We start from the raw sequence: 15874 nt of genomic DNA on the forward strand, positions 1-15874 counted from the left end.
CTTCGGGAATCGGGTTCGATCGAGCAGGACGCCGATATGGTGTGGTTCGTGTACCGCGAGGCCTACTATGTGGGCCGCGCCGAACCGCGCGAAGGCACGCCCGAGCACCTGACCTGGCAGGAAGAGATGGACCGCCTGCACGGCCTGGCCGAGGTGATCATCGCCAAGCAGCGTCACGGTCCCATCGGCACCGTGCGCCTTTCGTTCAACAGCGACACCACCCGCTTCGGCAACCTGGCCAAGGACCACTACTTCGCCCAGGCGCGGAATATTCCGTCGGACGAATGATCGGGATGACAAGGTTGGGGGCTTAGGCCAGGGTCGGCCTCCCGCCGCGCCAGTCGACGAGTCACATGGACTTCAGCCCCCTGCCCACCTCCAGCCTGGTCGGCGCCTTCCTGCTGGCGTTTCCGGCGCTGTTCTCGATCGTCAATCCGGTCGGGGCCTCGCTGATCTTCGACCAGGCCATGACCGGCCGGCCGCGCGAGCAGCGGCGCAAGCTGGCGGGGCAGATCGGCTTCTACGCCTTCCTGGTGCTGCTGGGCTCGCTGCTGCTGGGCGGTTACATCCTGAACTTCTTCGGCGTCAGCCTGGGCGCCCTGCGGGTGGCCGGCGGCCTGGTGGTGGCGATCCGCGCCTGGGGCCTGCTGATGGACCCGCAGGAGCATGAAGACCGCAAAACCAGCCAGACCGAGCCCGTCCAGAGCCATGAAGACGTGGCCTTCTTCCCGCTGACCATGCCGTTCACGACCGGCCCCGGCTCGATCTCGGTGGCCATCGCCCTCTCGTCCCAGCGCCCGACCGAAGGCGCGGCCGTGGCGCCGTTCTTCATCGGCGCCGGCCTGGCCGCCGCCCTGGTGGCGGTGATGGTCTGGCTGTTCTACAGCGCCTCGGGCCGGGTCATGCGACTGCTGGGTCCGTCCGGCGCCCGGGTTCTGTCGCGGCTGGTCGCCTTCCTGCTGCTGTGCATCGGCGTCCAGATCATCGCCTCGGGCGCCGAGAGCCTGGTGGCCAAGTTCATGACCACGCACCACGGCTAAGTCGACTCCACGACAGATTGAAAAACCCACTGCGTTAGCAACCCATGGTGGGGATTTCCACTTGCACAAAGGTTCAGCTTACGTACGTTCCGCCTCAACTTGAGGGGGATCTAACCTATGCCGAGAAATCCGCTTTGGACCGCTGACGACGCCCAGATCACGCTGGCCAACACTTCCTTCAAATTTCCTGACGGCCAACTCCGTTGGGGATACTCGACGACGACCTCCTACGAGTACGAGACGTCCCTCTCCGGTAGCTTCACGGCAGGCGAGACCATTGACTTCATACTGGTCGATCTGAAGGTCGGCTCAACGTACAACTTCCTCGCCACCGGCGACTATCAGGTCAGCCTCGCCATCTACGACATGGACGGCTATCTGCTGCAGTTTACCGACGGCGACGACATCGGCATCCCCGACCGCTACCCGCAGGACAGCATCCTCCAGTTCAAGCCTGACTACACGGGCACCTACAAGATCGACATTTACTATGCCAATCTAAAGACGACCGGCGATTACATCATCGTGGGATCCGAGGATGTTTTCGGAGATTTCAAGAATACACGCGTGGTCGACAGCAAAGCCCTGACGGCGATCAACCACGTGATGCTTCTGAACCTGGATTCAACTAAAGGCTCTGCGTACATTTCGGATGTTCTGGAGAAGGTCCGCAGCGGAACCTGGACGGACGCACAGGCGACAAAATACATCATCGATAGCGCTGACGCCACAACGACTGTCGCCAACCTCTCGTATCAGTTCTTCACCGGCAAAACGCCGTTGAATAGCGGAATGCAATACTTGGTTTCACCGACCGGCGGCAACAGCAACAACCTGAACAGCGCCTACTACCAAAACTTCAATATTGAGAACCGTTATATTAATTTCGCGGTTAACCTCGGCATCAATGGCGAAGGCAAGACGAAGTTCGCAGCTGACTACGGTTCGCTGACCTTGGCCGAAGCCACCAAGAAGGCCTATGCGACGATCTTCGGCGCCGCCCCCACCGACGCCAAGGTCTCCGTGCTGCTCAGCGGCGGGCGGGACCTCTACTTCGAATCCTACGGACATGACGGTCTGAGCGGCCTGGGCACCAAGGCCGCGATGGTCGGGTGGCTCCTGGCCGAAGCCGCCAAGAGCGACATCGGTATCTACGCCCGCGCCAGCAACGACCACCTGATGGCCTCGACCACCTCGCTTCAGAACAGCGTCGACCTAGTCGGCGTCTATGGGAAGGCCGACTACATCTACGGCGGCGCCTGATCGGAAAACCTGTTGGTCCGGGGCGCTCTTGACCCTAAAGAGCGCCCTGTGACCGAAAGCCGCCTCACCCTCGACCTCGACGCCCTGTCCGCCAACTATGCGGCCCTGCGCAAACGCGCGGGCGGCGTGGAGCTGGCGCCGGCGGTCAAGGCCGACGGTTACGGCCTGGGCGCGCCGGTGATCGCCGACCGCCTGTGGGCCGAGGGCGCCCGGACCTTCTATGTCGCCCGCCTGTCCGAAGGCGTCGCACTGCGCCAGGCGCTGAGCGATCGCGACGCGACCATCTGCGTCCTGGATGGCGCCACGCCGGGCTCGGGCGACACGCTGGAAGGCGCAAAGCTCACCCCCGTGCTCAACAGCCTACCGCAGATCGAGGCCTGGAACGCCCAGGCGCGCTCGGGCCGGCTGAGGGCGGCGCTGCACGTCGACACCGGCATGAACCGCCTGGGCCTGCGCCCCGAGGAGGTGAAGGTGCTGGTCGGGGCCACCGATCGCCTGAAGCGCTTGGACCTGGACCTGGTCATCAGCCACCTGGCCTGCGCAGACACGCCCTCACATCCTCTGAACGCTCTCCAGCTGGAGCGCTTCCAGGAGACGACGGCCCTGCTGCCGAACGTGCGGCGCAGCCTTTCCAACTCCGCCGGCCTGTTCCTGGACGAGGCCTATCGCTTCGACCAGGCGCGTCCGGGCGTCAGCCTGTATGGCGGCGGGCCGGAAGGCGTGCCCCATCCCGAGATCCGCGCGGTCGCGACAGTGGAAGCGCCGATTCTCCAGGTCCGCGTCGTGCCGCGCGGCGAAAGCGTCGGCTATGGCGCGGGCTGGACCGCGCCGGACACCACGCGCGTGGCCATCGTCGCGGCCGGTTATGCCGACGGCGTGCTGCGGTCCACCCATCCCAACGGTCAGGTCTGGTTCGACGGCGCGCGCCGCCGGTTGCTGGGCCGCGTCTCGATGGACCTGATCGCCATCGAGATCACCGACTGCGACGCCGCCCGCCCCGGCGCGATGGTCGAGCTGTTCGGCCGTAACCTGCCGATCGACGATGCGGCGGCGGCGGCGGGCACCTCAGCCTACGAACTGCTGACCCGCATCGCGCCGCGCGCCCGCACGGTGGTCATCGGCGGCTAGCCCGCCAGAGCCCTCAAGCGCGCGGCATTGACCGTTTCGACGGCCGCCTTCAGCACATCGACATTATCCGCCGAGCCCTCGGCCGAGATCGCGAAACGGTCGGCGGCCACAATGCTATAGCGACCGGACTTCGAGGCCGTGTCCCAGGCTTCGGTGACCATCCGCCCGCCCGCCGTGGTGATGGTCTCGTAGCCGCTCGCCGTGCGCCGCGTGCTGGCCGCGCCCTGGGCGTCGTCCGAAGCGCCGATGCCGCCGATCGCGCCCAGGTCGGTGACTTCCAGCATGAAGGCGGAGGCGCCTTTCACATATTTGGCGCTGGCCTTGGTCTGATTGGGTTCGGGACCGCTCTCGGTCGCCGTCGGGCCGCGCGCGAAACCGCCGACGCTGGCGGGCAGCAGATCCTTGAGGCCTGTGGGGTTCAGGGCGCGCACGCCCTTCTGGGCGGCCTTCTCGGCGCGTTCGGACTCACGCTCCAGTTGGCGCAGGTCGACCGACTTGCCGTTGACCTCGACGGGGCCGGAGGACTTACGTTCACCCTCGCGACCGCACCCGGCCAACGCCGCCACCATCGCGATCGCCACGCCCCAATGCCACGCCCTGTTCCCAGCCATGAAACCCTCCACAGCGATCTCGCCACCCTAACGCGTGTTACGCGGCTTGGCTGCGTCCGGCTTTGGCGCAGCGGGCCGCCAACCTGTAATCTCCAGACATTCGAGAATCAGGAGACCTCATGGCCCGCGACGGCGCTGTTTACGCCTGCCAGTCCTGCGGCGCGGTCCAGACCAAGTGGTCCGGACAGTGCCCCGCCTGCCAGAGCTGGAACACCCTGGCCGAGGAGGTCGGGGCCAGGCCGCCTGGCGCCCTGTCGTCGACCAAGGCGACCCGCGTGCGCGGCCTGCAGTTCACCGGACTGGAAAGCGACACCGCCCCGCCCCCGCGCATCCTGACCGGCGTCGACGAGTTCGACCGCGTCTGCGGCGGCGGCGTCGTGCCAGGCTCGGCGCTGCTGATCGGTGGCGACCCGGGCGTGGGCAAGTCCACCCTGCTGCTGCAGGTCTGCGCCAGCGCCGCCCTGCGCGGCGTGTCCTGCGCCTATATCTCCGGCGAAGAAGCCGTCGAGCAGATCCGCGGCCGCGCCGAGCGCATGGGCCTAGCGAAAGCCAATGTCAGCCTGGCGGCCGAGAGCTCGCTGCGCGACATCCTGGACGGCCTTAAGCGCGACAACTTCGACTTGGTAGTCATCGACTCGATCCAGACCATGTGGAGCGACGCCCACGAGGCTGGCCCCGGCACGGTCACCCAGGTGCGCGCCTGCGCCACCGAACTGGTCCGCCTGGCCAAGAAGAAGGGCGTGGCGATCCTGCTGGTCGGTCACGTTACCAAGGACGGCCAGATCGCCGGCCCGCGCGTCGTCGAGCACCTGGTCGACGCGGTCCTCAGCTTCGAGGGCGAGCGCGGCTATCCCTTCCGCATCTTGCGCGGGGCCAAGAACCGTTTCGGCGCCACCGACGAGATCGGCGTCTTCGAGATGGGCGATATCGGCCTGCGCGAGGTCAAGAACCCCTCGGCCCTGTTCCTCAACGAAGGCGGTGAGCGCGCGGCGGGCGCGGCGGTGTTCGCTGGCATCGAAGGCTCGCGGCCCGTCCTGGTGGAGTTCCAGGCCCTGGTCGCGCCCTCCGCGTACGGAACGCCCAGACGCGCCGTGGTCGGATGGGATTCCGGCCGCATGGCCATGGTGCTGGCCATTCTTGAATCCCGATGCGGCCTTGGTTTTGGCGACAAGGACGTCTATCTGAACGTCGCTGGCGGCCTGCGCATCACGGAGCCGGCGGCGGATCTCGCGGCGGCGGCGGCCCTGGCCTCCTCCGCCCTCGATGTGGCCCTGCCTCAGGACTGCGTCGTGTTTGGCGAGCTCAGCCTGTCGGGCGAAGTCAGGCCTGTCAGCCGAATGGAGTCACGTTTGAAGGAAGCCGCGAAATTGGGATTTGGCCGGGCGCTCGGACCGCTGACCGGCCTGCCTGAAGGCGGCGGAGCTCTGCCCGTGGCCGGCGTGGCGCGCGTCGCCGACGCCGTGCGCCGGATCGGCGACGAGATCTGGACCAGCCTCACGTGACGCCTTTCGACATCATCGCCGGCCTGCTGCTGCTGGTCTCCGGTGTCACCGGCTGGATTCGCGGCGCCTCGCGCGAGCTTACCTCGGCGCTGTCGTTCATCTTCGCCGCCGCCATCGCCCTATTTGGCCTGCGCATCAGCGGCCCGATCTTCCGCAAGCTCATGGATCCCGACTGGGCCGCCACCGCATGCGCGGTGCTGGTGGTGTTCGTGATCTTCTTCCTGATCTTCCGCCTGGTCGGCGGCCGGCTGACCGCCAGCCTGCACGAGACCTCGGCCGGCGTGCTGGACCGCGCGGTCGGCGCGACGTTCGGCGTGATCCGCGCCTGCGTGATCCTGGGGGTCTTCAACCTGCTGCTGCACCTGGCCACGCCGCCGGACCGCATGCCGCGCTGGGTCGAGGATTCGATGTTCTATCCCTTGTCCGAAGCCAGCGGCACGGTGCTCAAGGTCTTCGCCCCCAAGGGCAAGGCCCTGGCCGGCAAGCTGGCCCCGGCGATCAAGGAAGCCGTCCATGAGGGCGGCGACAATACGTCCGGCGAGAAGTCGTCCGGAAAAGGCTATGATGATGACCAGCGTCGCAAGCTCGACGACCTGGTGGAGAAATCGCGATGACCTTCCTGGGCCAATCGACCGACCGCTATTCCTCTTCTCCCGTCCGTGATCCCGAGGACGATACGCTGCGCCTGGAGTGCGGCGTCTTCGGCGTGTTCGGCACGCGCGACGCGGCGGCCATCGCGGCCCTGGGCCTGCACGCCCTGCAGCACCGCGGCCAGGAAGCCTGCGGCATCGCCGCCTTCGACGGCAATCGCTTCCACACCGAGCGCCACATGGGCCATGTCGGCGACGCCTTCACCGGCTCGGACCTGGTGCAGCGCCTGCCCGGCAACATGGCCATCGGCCACACCCGCTATTCCACGGCCGGCGGCGCGGGCATCCGCAACGTCCAGCCGATGTTCGCCGACCTGGAGACCGGTGGCGTCGCCATCGCCCACAACGGCAACCTGACCAACTTCCTGACCCTGCGCGAACGCCTGGTGCAGGAAGGCGCGATCTTCCAGTCGACCTCGGACTCCGAAGTCATACTTCACCTGATCGCCCGCTCGCGTAAGGCCCGCATCGTCGACCGCTTCGTCGACGCCGTCGGCCAGATCGAAGGCGGCTATGCCCTGGTGGCGATCACCAACAAGAAGATGATCGGCCTGCGCGACCCGCTGGGCATCCGCCCGCTGGTGCTGGGCGACCTGGACGGCAAGCCGGTCCTGGCCTCGGAAACCTGCGCCCTGGACATGATCGGCGCCCGCTTCGTGCGTGACATCGAGCACGGCGAGATGGTGGTGATCGAAGAGACCGGCATCACCTCGACCAAGCCGTTCCAGACCCAGGCCGCGCGTCCCTGCGTGTTCGAGTATGTCTATTTCGCCCGCCCCGACAGCGTCGTGAACGGCCGCTCGGTCTACGGCGTGCGCAAGCGCATGGGCCGCAACCTGGCCAAGGAAACCGGCGTCGAAGCCGACGTCGTGGTGCCGGTGCCCGACTCGGGCGTACCGGCGGCGCTGGGCTACGCCCAGGAGAGCGGCCTGCCGTTCGAGATGGGCATCATCCGCAACCACTATGTGGGCCGCACCTTCATCCAGCCCACCCAGGGCGTCCGCGAGCTGGGCGTGCGCATGAAGCACAGCCCCAACCGCGCCATCCTGGCCGGCAAGCGCGTCATCCTGATCGACGACTCGATCGTGCGCGGCACCACCTCGCTGAAGATCGTCCGCATGGTCCGCGAGGCCGGCGCCAAGGAGGTCCACCTCCGCTCGGCCAGCCCACCCATCAAGTGGCCCGACTTCTACGGCATCGACATGCCGGAGCGCGAGCAGCTGCTGGCGGCCAACAAGTCGCTGGAAGAGATGGCCAAGTTCCTGGAAGTGGACTCGCTGGGCTTCCTGTCGGTCGAGGGCCTGTACGACGCCCTGGAAGCCGGTCCGCGCGACCCGGCCGCCCCGCAGTTCACCGATCACTACTTCACCGGCGACTATCCGACCCGCCTGACGGACCGCGAGATCGCCGAGGGCCGCAACGAGACCAACGACAAGCAGCTCTCGCTGCTCAGCGCCTAAGCCCAGCCCGTGAGCGTGAAGGCCGTCCTCGAGAAGCTGAAGCTCGAGCCGTACGTCATCGCCCTGTTCGGCATGGTCGTGCTGGCGTCGATCATCCCCGTGCGCGGCGAGGCGGCGCACGGGCTGAACATCGTCGTCAAGCTGGCCATCGCCCTGCTGTTCTTCCTGCACGGCGCCAAGCTGTCGCGCGAGAACGTGGTGGCGGGCCTGACGCACTGGCGGCTGCACCTGCTGATCCTGGCCTTCACCTTCGTGATGTTCCCGATCCTGGGCCTGGTGATCAGCAAGATCTCGATCCTGCCCACCACCCTGGCGGCGGGCATGCTGTTCCTGTGCTGCCTGCCGTCCACCGTGCAGTCGTCGATCGCCTTCACCTCGATGGCGCGGGGCAATGTCGCCGCCGCCGTGGTGGCGGCCTCGGCGTCCAACCTCTTCGGCATCTTCATCACCCCGGTGCTGGTCAGCCTGCTGATGCACACGCAAGGCGGCGCCTCGGGCGGCTGGAAGTCGGTGCAGGACATCGTCGTCCAGCTCTTGCTGCCGTTCATCGCCGGCCAGCTGGCCCGGCCGCTGGTCAGCGCCTGGATCAACAAGCACAAGCAGCTGATCGGCTATGTCGATCGCGGCTCGATCCTGCTGGTCGTCTACGCCGCCTTCAGCGAGGCCGTGGTCGGCGGCATCTGGCACAAGATCTCGCCCCTGCAGCTGGCGATCCTGCTGGCCGTGTGCGGCGTGCTGCTGGCCGTGGTGCTGGCCGCCACCACCTATGGCGCGCGCGCCCTGGGCTTCTCGCCCGAGGACGAGAAGGCCATCACCTTCTGCGGCTCCAAGAAGAGCTTGGCGACCGGCGTGCCGATGGCAGGCATCCTGTTCCCCGGCCCGACCGCCGGCGTCATCGTCCTGCCGCTGATGATCTTCCACCAGATCCAGCTGATGGCCTGCTCGGTCATCGCCCAGCACTACGCCAAGAAGGCCGCCGAGCAGGACATGGCCGCTTAAGGACTTCGGGCGGTTCCCGTCCGCCCCTCCCTGCTCTAGAACCCGCCCATGACTTCCGACTCCTCCCAGCCGCTGGCCGGCCGCATCGCCCTCGTTACGGGCGCCACGCGCGGTATCGGCGAGGCGGTCGCCTTGGGCCTGGCCAAGGCCGGCGCCCACGTCATCGCGGTGGGCCGCACCCAAGGCGCCCTCGAGGCCCTGGATGACGCCATCCTGGAAGCCACCGGCGAGCGCGCCACCCTGGTGCCGCTGGACCTGCGCGAGGCCGACGGCCTGGACCACCTGGGCGCGGCCATCCACCAGCGCTGGGGCAAGCTGGACATCGTGGTCGGCGCGGCCGGCCTCTTGGGCCCCCTCACCCCTGTGAGCCACCTGGAGCCCAAGGGCTGGGACATGATCCTGTCCACCAACCTGACGGCCAACTGGCGCCTGATCCGCGCCATGGACCCGCTGCTGCGCGCCTCGGACGCCGGCCGGGCCCTGTTCTTCTCCAGCAGCGTGGCCAAGACCCGCCCGGCCTTCTGGGGCGCCTATGCGGCCACCAAGGCGGCGCTGGAAGCCATTGTCGACGTCTATGCCGACGAGACCGAGAACACCCCTATCCGCGCCCTGTGCGTCGATCCCGGCGCCATGCGCACCCGCATGCGGGCAGCCGCCTTCCCGGGCGAGGATCCCCAGACCGTCCCGGCGGCCGAGACCATCGTCCCCTTCGTCGTCGACCTGGTCCGTCCGGACCACCAGCCGCCCAAGGGCGTCGTCCGCTTCAAGGACCGCGGCCAGGAATCACCCAGCGCTAACATTTGATAAGGCGACTTCAAATGTTGCGGGAATTGTTACGGAAATAAACTTTCAGGTTGTTTGAAGGTAAAAAATACCACCCTGACAATAAACAGGGAACAATGTTTTGCGACGACTTCGCAAATTAGCGCCTCGTTAACCCCCTTGCCGCGACACGTTGCCGCACGGCAACGACGCCGTTCCTTGGGACCCCGCAAAATGGCGCTGTTCTCTCGTGGCCGTGATACCGGTAACGTCGATCGCATCTCCGATCTGGAAGGCGTTGTCGCCGCGATCCAGCGGTCTCAAGCCGTCATCGAGTTCAATCTCGACGGCACGATCATCACCGCCAACGAGAACTTCCTGAAGACCCTGGGCTACAGCCTGTCGGAGATCCAGGACCGCAAGCACAGCCTGTTCGTCGAGGCCTCGGAGGCCGGCAGCCCCGCCTATGGCGAGTTCTGGCGCCGCCTGAACGCCGGTGAGTTCTTCGCCAGCAAGTACAAGCGCATCGGAAAGGGCGGCCGCGAGGTCTGGATCCAGGCGTCGTACAACCCGGTCTTCGACAAGACCGGCAAGCCGGTGAAGGTCATCAAGTTCGCCTCGGACATCACCGCGATCGAGACCGAGCGCACCCGCAACGAGGCCGAGCGCGAAGAGACGAAGGCCGAACAGGATCACGTCGTCTCGGTGCTGGCCGACAGCCTGGGCCGCATGGCGCGGGGCGACCTGACCGCTCGCATCGAAGCCCGCTTCGACGGTCGTTACGCCCAGCTGAAGCAGGACTTCAACGCCGCCATCGACAGCCTGCGCGACGCCATGGGCGCGATCGCCGAGGCCGCCAGCGGCATGGAGAGCGGCGCCAACGAGATCGCCAGCGCCTCGAACGACCTCTCCAAGCGCACCGAGCAGCAGGCCGCCAGCCTGGAAGAAACGGCCGCCGCCCTGGACGAGATCACCGCCACGGTGAAGCGCAGCGCCGACGGCGCCAAGCAGGCTTCGGCCGCCGCTTCCGCCGCCAGCACCGACGCCGATCGCTCGGGCACGGTGGTCGCCGAGGCCGTCGCGGCCATGGGCGAGATAGAGAAGTCCTCGGGCCAGATCACTCAGATCATCGGGGTCATCGACGAGATCGCCTTCCAGACCAACCTCCTGGCCCTGAACGCCGGGGTTGAAGCCGCGCGCGCCGGGGAAGCCGGCCGTGGCTTTGCCGTGGTCGCGCAGGAAGTCCGGGCCCTGGCCCAGCGCTCGGCCGACGCCGCCAAGGAGATCAAGACCCTGATCGCCAACTCGTCCTCGCAGGTCGAGCGCGGCGTGCGCCTGGTCGGCGACACGGGTCAGGCCCTAGCCGGCATCGTCGCCAAGGTCGGCGAGATCAACGGCCTGATCCGCGAGATCGCCGAAAGCTCGCAGGAGCAGGCTACCGGCCTGAACGAAGTCAATGCCGCGGTGAACCAGATGGACCAGGTCACCCAACAGAACGCCGCCATGGTCGAGCAGGCCAACACCTCGTCGGCCGCCCTACGCGGCGAGGCCCAGGACCTGGCCCGCCAGGTGGCGCGCTTCCAGACCGGGGTCCATCACGCGCCGGCCCGTCGTCCCGAGCCGATGCAATCCCGCGCTCCGGCTCCGTCGCGCGCCCGCGCTGCGGCCCGTCCAGGCAGCTCGGCCGCTGTCGCGCCGGCCCAGGAGTGGGAAGAGTTCTAGTGGGGGGAGCGGACCTGCCTTAGCAGCAGGTTCGCCGTGGCCGCCGCCGAGCCATCTCCGGTCAGGGCGGCGGCCACGATCACACCGTCCTTGACCGAATAGGCCACAACCGCGCTCGCGCCTGGCGTGCCGCCCAGATGGCCCAGCCACAGGCTCTTGGTCCCGTCCGCGTCCGGGACCTCCACAGCCATCGCGCCCAGCCCGTAGAAGCTGCCAGCGTCAAACATCGGATAGAGCTTTCCGAACATCGCCTGGACGCTCTCCTGCTTCAGCAGCTTGCCGCCCAGCAGCGCCGCCCAGACCCGCGCCATGTCGCCGGCCGAGCCCACGGCAGGGCCCGCAGGACCGGCCCAGGCAGGCTCGATCGGGGCCTCCTTGGCCGAGACCAGCTTGGCCACGTCCTCGGCCTTGTCGCCGTCCGCCAGCACGCGCAGTGACATCAGGCCCAGCGGCTTGATGATCCGCGCCTCGACCGAAGCCTGCCAGGGCTGGCCGTCGACCGTCTCGATGACCTTGCCCAGCAGGGCGTAGCCGGTGTTGGAGTACCGCCAGCGCTCACCAGGACACGAGAACGCCCCATGCCGGGCGATGATCTTCACGTCCTCATCCAGAGAGTGGGCGCGATGCTCTGCCCTCGCCTTCAGGTCCTCATTGGCGCTGAACAGGCCGCCGGTGTGGGCCAACAGGTCGCGGATCGTCACGACGTCGCCGTTGGGCACGCCGGCCACGTATTTGCCGATCGGATCCTCCAGCTTCAACTTGCCGGCCTCGACCAGTTGCAGGGTCACGACCGCGATCAAGCTCTTGCCCGCGCTGGCCCAGAACAGCATCGGCGGCTGATCGCCGCTGTCGGTCTTCTCCCAAGCGCCCTTGCCGGGGACGAGGACGGCGGCGGTCATGGTCGGCGCCTTGGTCGCGGCCTTGGCTTGCAGGAAGCCCGCCTCCAGCCGCGCGACGGTCTCAGGGTCCAGCGAGGCCTTGGGAACAGCGCCCAGCAGCGGCGGCGCGACCGGCGCGTGCAACGGCGGGCCGGCATAGGTCACCGCGCTCTTGCAGACCACGGGCTTGTAGTCGGCCGCGCTCGCCACAACCGGCAAGGCCGCCAGCACCAAAGCCAATCCCACGCCCCGCATCGCCATCCTCCGGTTCAGCTTCAGGAAGCTAAACGCGTATGGCGAAGTTTAGGCTCACGGCGCCGGCGCAATGCCTCTTGCGTCGGCGAACTGCTTGGCCCAAGCCTCACCGCGCCCGGGAACGTCCGGGAACAGCTTGAGACATGCTCCTTTGGCCGTGCGCCCTTCGATATGGTCCAAGGTCGTATTGAGCGCCCGCAGTTCGGACGCCTTGAAACGCGGATCCTTGATCTGAAGCTTGCGCCTTCGCAGGGTCGGCGCTGCATCAGGGTCTCCAACCAGACACAGCGCGGCCATGGCGGCCGTGGTCTCACCAATGGTCAGGCCGTCCGGAACCAGCCCGTCGTGATAGGTCATCTCCGTCACCAGCGGAGCGACAATGACCGGTCCCAGATCCGAAAGACGGATCAGGAAGCGCTCGTTGTTTCGCCCGGCGGCCAACGACCCCGGCGCCGCCAGCCAGACCTTCAGGACCGGGCGCATACGCGCATAGTCCGCCTCCGGCAGGTCGGCGATCATCGTCTGGGCCATCCACAGCACGCTGCTGTCGCGCCCCTTCTGCGCCAACAACACATTGCCCAGCAGATCCTTCACGGTCTCGACCGCCTCGGGACGCCGACTGATGTCACCGCCGGGCAAGCGCTCATGCTGGCCATCGAACATCTTGCGCAGCAGCGCCGTCTCGCGCTTGGACAACGGACCAGCGCCGTCCTCTATGGCTCGCAGCATAAGCCTCGTGCCCTCGGGATCCAGGTCAGGATCCGGCACGGTCGGCGCGCCTTCATCCAGGGCGATCACCAAGGTCTGCAGTTGCGTCTCGTCCAGACGCCGCGCCGCCGAGGGCCACTTCGACGCCAGGAAGGCGACCGCGTCGGCCCTACCGCCATGCAGGACCCTGGTCCAGGCGCGATGCAGTTCCAGGCCGTAGTCATTGCGATCGACGTACAACAGCAAGGGCGAGAACAATCGCTCCTGGCTGACATAGGTCCGGCGAACCAGAGGCAAACAGCCGTCGACCTCCGCGCACGGCCACAGCTCCAACCTCTCGACCGACTGATTGCCCGCGCCAAGCGGATCGAGTCTGTCTTTCCATGTGTCCACCTCGCGCTCGACCTCGCGCAGGCTCGTGATCCGGATCAGCGCATCGATCTTGGGCCGTTCCTCGACCGTGCGCAGGATGCAACCCATGGCGCTCGCCTCGGACGCGACACCAGCCGCCTGGCACGCCCTGGCATCGGCGAAGCGATAAATTCCCTCGTGCGTGGCCGCCGCCAGGTCTTCGGCATTCTCAAGGGGGCTGGCGACGCGCTCGACGAGCCCACGCGCCAGCAGCGCTCGGCAAATCGAACCACAGCCCGACGCTTCCCGCTCCCAATCCAATCGCACCGTGCGGGGCTTGGCCATGTCGGGCGTGACGTGATCGAAGTCTTCGGCCCTGAGTTCGAGCGCCTCCTTCTCGAGACGCTGATTGACCACGGCAGGCGGGCCCCATCCCACGGCAACGGCCACGCCCAGAGCCAATACAGCGCCGGGAACTGAGCGTCGGTCTCGCCACAGCCAGATCGCCAGGCGGATCGGCGCCGCGTAGAGCAGCACGTTGGGGGCCAGAATCAGCACGAAGCCGGGCAAGACCAATAAAAGCGCCATCAGGACGATCAGGTCGACCAGGCCGGCCACCGCAAGAGCGATCAGAACCGCCCAGACAACCCACTCGACCGGCCTCGAACGGTGTCGACCGTTCGCTGAAGCACCACCAGTTCCGTTCATGCCATCCCGCCGCGTCGCCACGGATCAGATTTAGCGCGAACGGCTTAACAACCTCTAGTCGATCAACGCTTCTTGGCCGGCCCCGTATTGCCGCGCACCGTCCGCGAGCCGGCGACCGGGCGCTTGGGCCCTGCCGCCTTGCCGCCAGCCGACTTGGCGCCGACCTTGTAGCTGGGCGTGGTCGAGACCTTCTTCTGGGCCTTGGGGCCCAGCTTCTTGACCGGCTTGACCGCGGCCTTGCCCGGTTCGGCGGCGACCGCGCCCTCGACCGGCGCCGCGGCGACCTTCGGGGCGGCCGGAGCCTTCTTCTTCACCGGCTTGGCTTCGCGCGGATCGGGCAGGCCCGCCTCGATCGCGGCCTTGGCGGCGGCTTCCTCGGCCAGGCGCTTGGACTTCTTGACCGTGTTGCGCGAGGCGCGAATGCGTTCCTCCTCGCGCTCGCGGCGTTCGAACTCGCGCTTGCCCCGGCCGCTGTGGCCCTTGGCCTCGCCCTCGGCATAGGGATTGGCGCCCGACTTGATGGTGATGCGCAGCGGCACGCCCGGCAGGTCGAAGCTTTCACGCAAGGAGTTGATCAGATAGCGCCGATAATGGTCGGGCATCTGGTCGGCGCGGCTGGAGAACAGCACGAACGTCGGCGGACGGGCCTTGGTCTGAGCCATGTACTTGGGCTTCACGCGGCGGCCGCTGACGGCGGGCGGCGGGTGGCGCTGCATGGCCATCTGCAGCCAGTCGTTCAGGTCGCGGGTCTTGACCTTGGTCGACCAGTCCTTGTGGATCTTCAGCACGGCCGGCATCAGCTTGTTGACGCCGCTGCCGGTCTCGCCCGACAGCGCCACGACCGGCGCGCCGCGCACCTGGGGCAGCATGCGCTCAGCGTGCTCACGGAAGGCGGCCAGGGTCGCGGCCTGATCCTCGATCAGGTCCCACTTGGCCAGTACGAAGACCAGCGCCCGCCCTTCCCGCTCGGTCAGGTCGGCGATCTGCAGGTCCTGGATCTCGAACGGGTGGGTGGCGTCCATGACCAGCACCACGACCTCGGCGAAGGTGATGGCGCGGATGGTGTCCTGGGTGGAGAGCTTCTCCAGCTTCTCCTGCACCTTGGCCTTCTTGCGCAGGCCCGCGGTGTCGACCAGGCGGACCTTTTTGTCGCCCCAGACCCAGTCTACCGAGATCGAGTCGCGGGTGATGCCGGCTTCCGGGCCGGTCAGCAGGCGCTGCTCGCCGATCAGGCGGTTGATCAGGGTGGACTTGCCCGCGTTCGGACGGCCGACGATGGCCAGGCGGATCGGCTTGTCCTCGTCGTCCTCGTCGCCCGAGTACATCTCCTCGGGGACGGCTTCCAGCATGGCGGCGTACAGCTCGGCCATGCCTTCGCCGTGCTCGCCCGAGATCGGGATCGGCTCGCCCAGGCCCAGCTTATAGGCCTCGCCGATACCCGACTGGCCGGCTTTGCCCTCGGCCTTGTTGGCGGCGATGATCACCGGCTTGCCGCGACGGCGCAGCAGCGTGGCGAACACCTCGTCCAACGGCGTGACGCCTTCGCGGGCGTCGTAGATGAACAGCGAGAGGTCAGCTTCCTCGATCGCCAGCTCGGTCTGGGCGCGCATGCGCGCTTCCAGGCTCTCGTCGGCGACGTCCTCGAAGCCGGCGGTGTCGATCAGCTGCAGCTCGAGGTCGCCCAGGCGGCCGTCGGCATAGCGGCGGTCACGGGTGACGCCGGGCTGGTCGTCGACGATCGCCAGCTTCTTGCCGGCCAGACGGTTGAACAGCGTGGACTTGCCCACATTGGGGCGGCCGACGATGGCGAGTTTCAAAGGCATAGGCGTCCAGTAGT

The 15874-nt window shown here is 67.3% G+C and carries 14 protein-coding genes; 10 read left to right on the forward strand and 4 right to left on the reverse strand.

Going from position 1 to position 15874, the window contains the following annotated elements:
- The 4 genes from J7528_RS08290 to alr form a co-directional block, all read left to right on the forward strand.
- A partial coding sequence (locus tag J7528_RS08290) for a DnaB-like helicase C-terminal domain-containing protein (RefSeq protein WP_291872769.1) occupies window positions 1-288 on the forward strand: 288 nt, incomplete at its 5' end.
- Between the two features lie 65 nt (window positions 289-353).
- Window positions 354-1040, forward strand: coding sequence for a MarC family protein (locus J7528_RS08295; protein WP_291872771.1), 687 nt, complete (start codon window positions 354-356; stop codon window positions 1038-1040).
- Window positions 1041-1157: 117 nt separating this feature from the next.
- Window positions 1158-2303, forward strand: coding sequence for a hypothetical protein (locus J7528_RS08300; protein WP_291872774.1), 1146 nt, complete (start codon window positions 1158-1160; stop codon window positions 2301-2303).
- A gap of 48 nt (window positions 2304-2351) precedes the next feature.
- On the forward strand, window positions 2352-3431 hold the full coding sequence (gene alr, locus J7528_RS08305; protein ID WP_291872777.1) for an alanine racemase: 1080 nt from the start codon (window positions 2352-2354) through the stop codon (window positions 3429-3431).
- On the opposite strand, the gene J7528_RS08310 is transcribed toward alr, so the two are convergent.
- The gene (locus J7528_RS08310) at window positions 3428-4042 is read right to left on the reverse strand and encodes a hypothetical protein (protein ID WP_291872779.1); all 615 of its coding nucleotides are present in this window, start codon (window positions 4040-4042) and stop codon (window positions 3428-3430) included. The genes alr and J7528_RS08310 overlap by 4 nt on opposite strands.
- Window positions 4043-4161: 119 nt before the next feature.
- Between J7528_RS08310 and radA the strand changes: the two genes are divergently transcribed.
- The 6 genes from radA (at window position 4162) to J7528_RS08340 (ending at window position 11137) form a co-directional block, all read left to right on the forward strand.
- Entirely contained in the window at window positions 4162-5544 is a 1383-nt protein-coding gene (gene radA / locus J7528_RS08315; RefSeq protein ID WP_291872783.1) for a DNA repair protein RadA, read from the forward strand.
- A complete protein-coding gene (locus J7528_RS08320; RefSeq protein WP_291872786.1) occupies window positions 5541-6158 on the forward strand; it encodes a CvpA family protein in 618 nt (205 codons plus the stop codon). Before radA ends, J7528_RS08320 begins: the two co-directional genes overlap by 4 nt.
- The gene (gene purF, locus J7528_RS08325) at window positions 6155-7654 is read left to right on the forward strand and encodes an amidophosphoribosyltransferase (protein WP_291872790.1); all 1500 of its coding nucleotides are present in this window, start codon (window positions 6155-6157) and stop codon (window positions 7652-7654) included. Before J7528_RS08320 ends, purF begins: the two co-directional genes overlap by 4 nt.
- A gap of 9 nt (window positions 7655-7663) precedes the next feature.
- Window positions 7664-8653 carry a bile acid:sodium symporter family protein gene (locus tag J7528_RS08330; protein WP_291872792.1) on the forward strand — a complete coding sequence of 330 codons (990 nt, stop codon included), beginning with the start codon at window positions 7664-7666 and terminating at the stop codon, window positions 8651-8653.
- Between the two features lie 48 nt (window positions 8654-8701).
- Window positions 8702-9457: an SDR family NAD(P)-dependent oxidoreductase gene (locus J7528_RS08335; protein WP_291872794.1), complete on the forward strand. Its 756-nt coding sequence runs from the start codon at window positions 8702-8704 to the stop codon at window positions 9455-9457.
- Between the two features lie 192 nt (window positions 9458-9649).
- Window positions 9650-11137, forward strand: a complete 1488-nt coding sequence (locus tag J7528_RS08340) for a PAS domain-containing methyl-accepting chemotaxis protein (RefSeq protein WP_291872796.1) — start codon at window positions 9650-9652, stop codon at window positions 11135-11137.
- Here J7528_RS08340 and J7528_RS08345 read toward each other — a convergent pair.
- From J7528_RS08345 to der, 3 genes are all read right to left on the reverse strand, one after another.
- A complete protein-coding gene (locus J7528_RS08345; RefSeq protein WP_291872798.1) occupies window positions 11134-12270 on the reverse strand; it encodes a serine hydrolase domain-containing protein in 1137 nt (378 codons plus the stop codon). The two genes, J7528_RS08340 and J7528_RS08345, sit on opposite strands and share 4 nt — an antisense overlap.
- 54 nt (window positions 12271-12324) lie before the next feature.
- The gene (locus J7528_RS08350) at window positions 12325-13947 is read right to left on the reverse strand and encodes a hypothetical protein (RefSeq protein ID WP_291872799.1); all 1623 of its coding nucleotides are present in this window, start codon (window positions 13945-13947) and stop codon (window positions 12325-12327) included.
- A 152-nt stretch (window positions 13948-14099) separates the two neighbouring features.
- The gene (der, locus tag J7528_RS08355) at window positions 14100-15860 is read right to left on the reverse strand and encodes a ribosome biogenesis GTPase Der (RefSeq protein ID WP_291872801.1); all 1761 of its coding nucleotides are present in this window, start codon (window positions 15858-15860) and stop codon (window positions 14100-14102) included.
- Window positions 15861-15874: the final 14 nt, after the last annotated feature.

Source organism: Caulobacter sp. (genome assembly GCF_017744445.1).
In the GTDB taxonomy this organism is placed as follows: Bacteria; Pseudomonadota; Alphaproteobacteria; order Caulobacterales; family Caulobacteraceae; genus Caulobacter.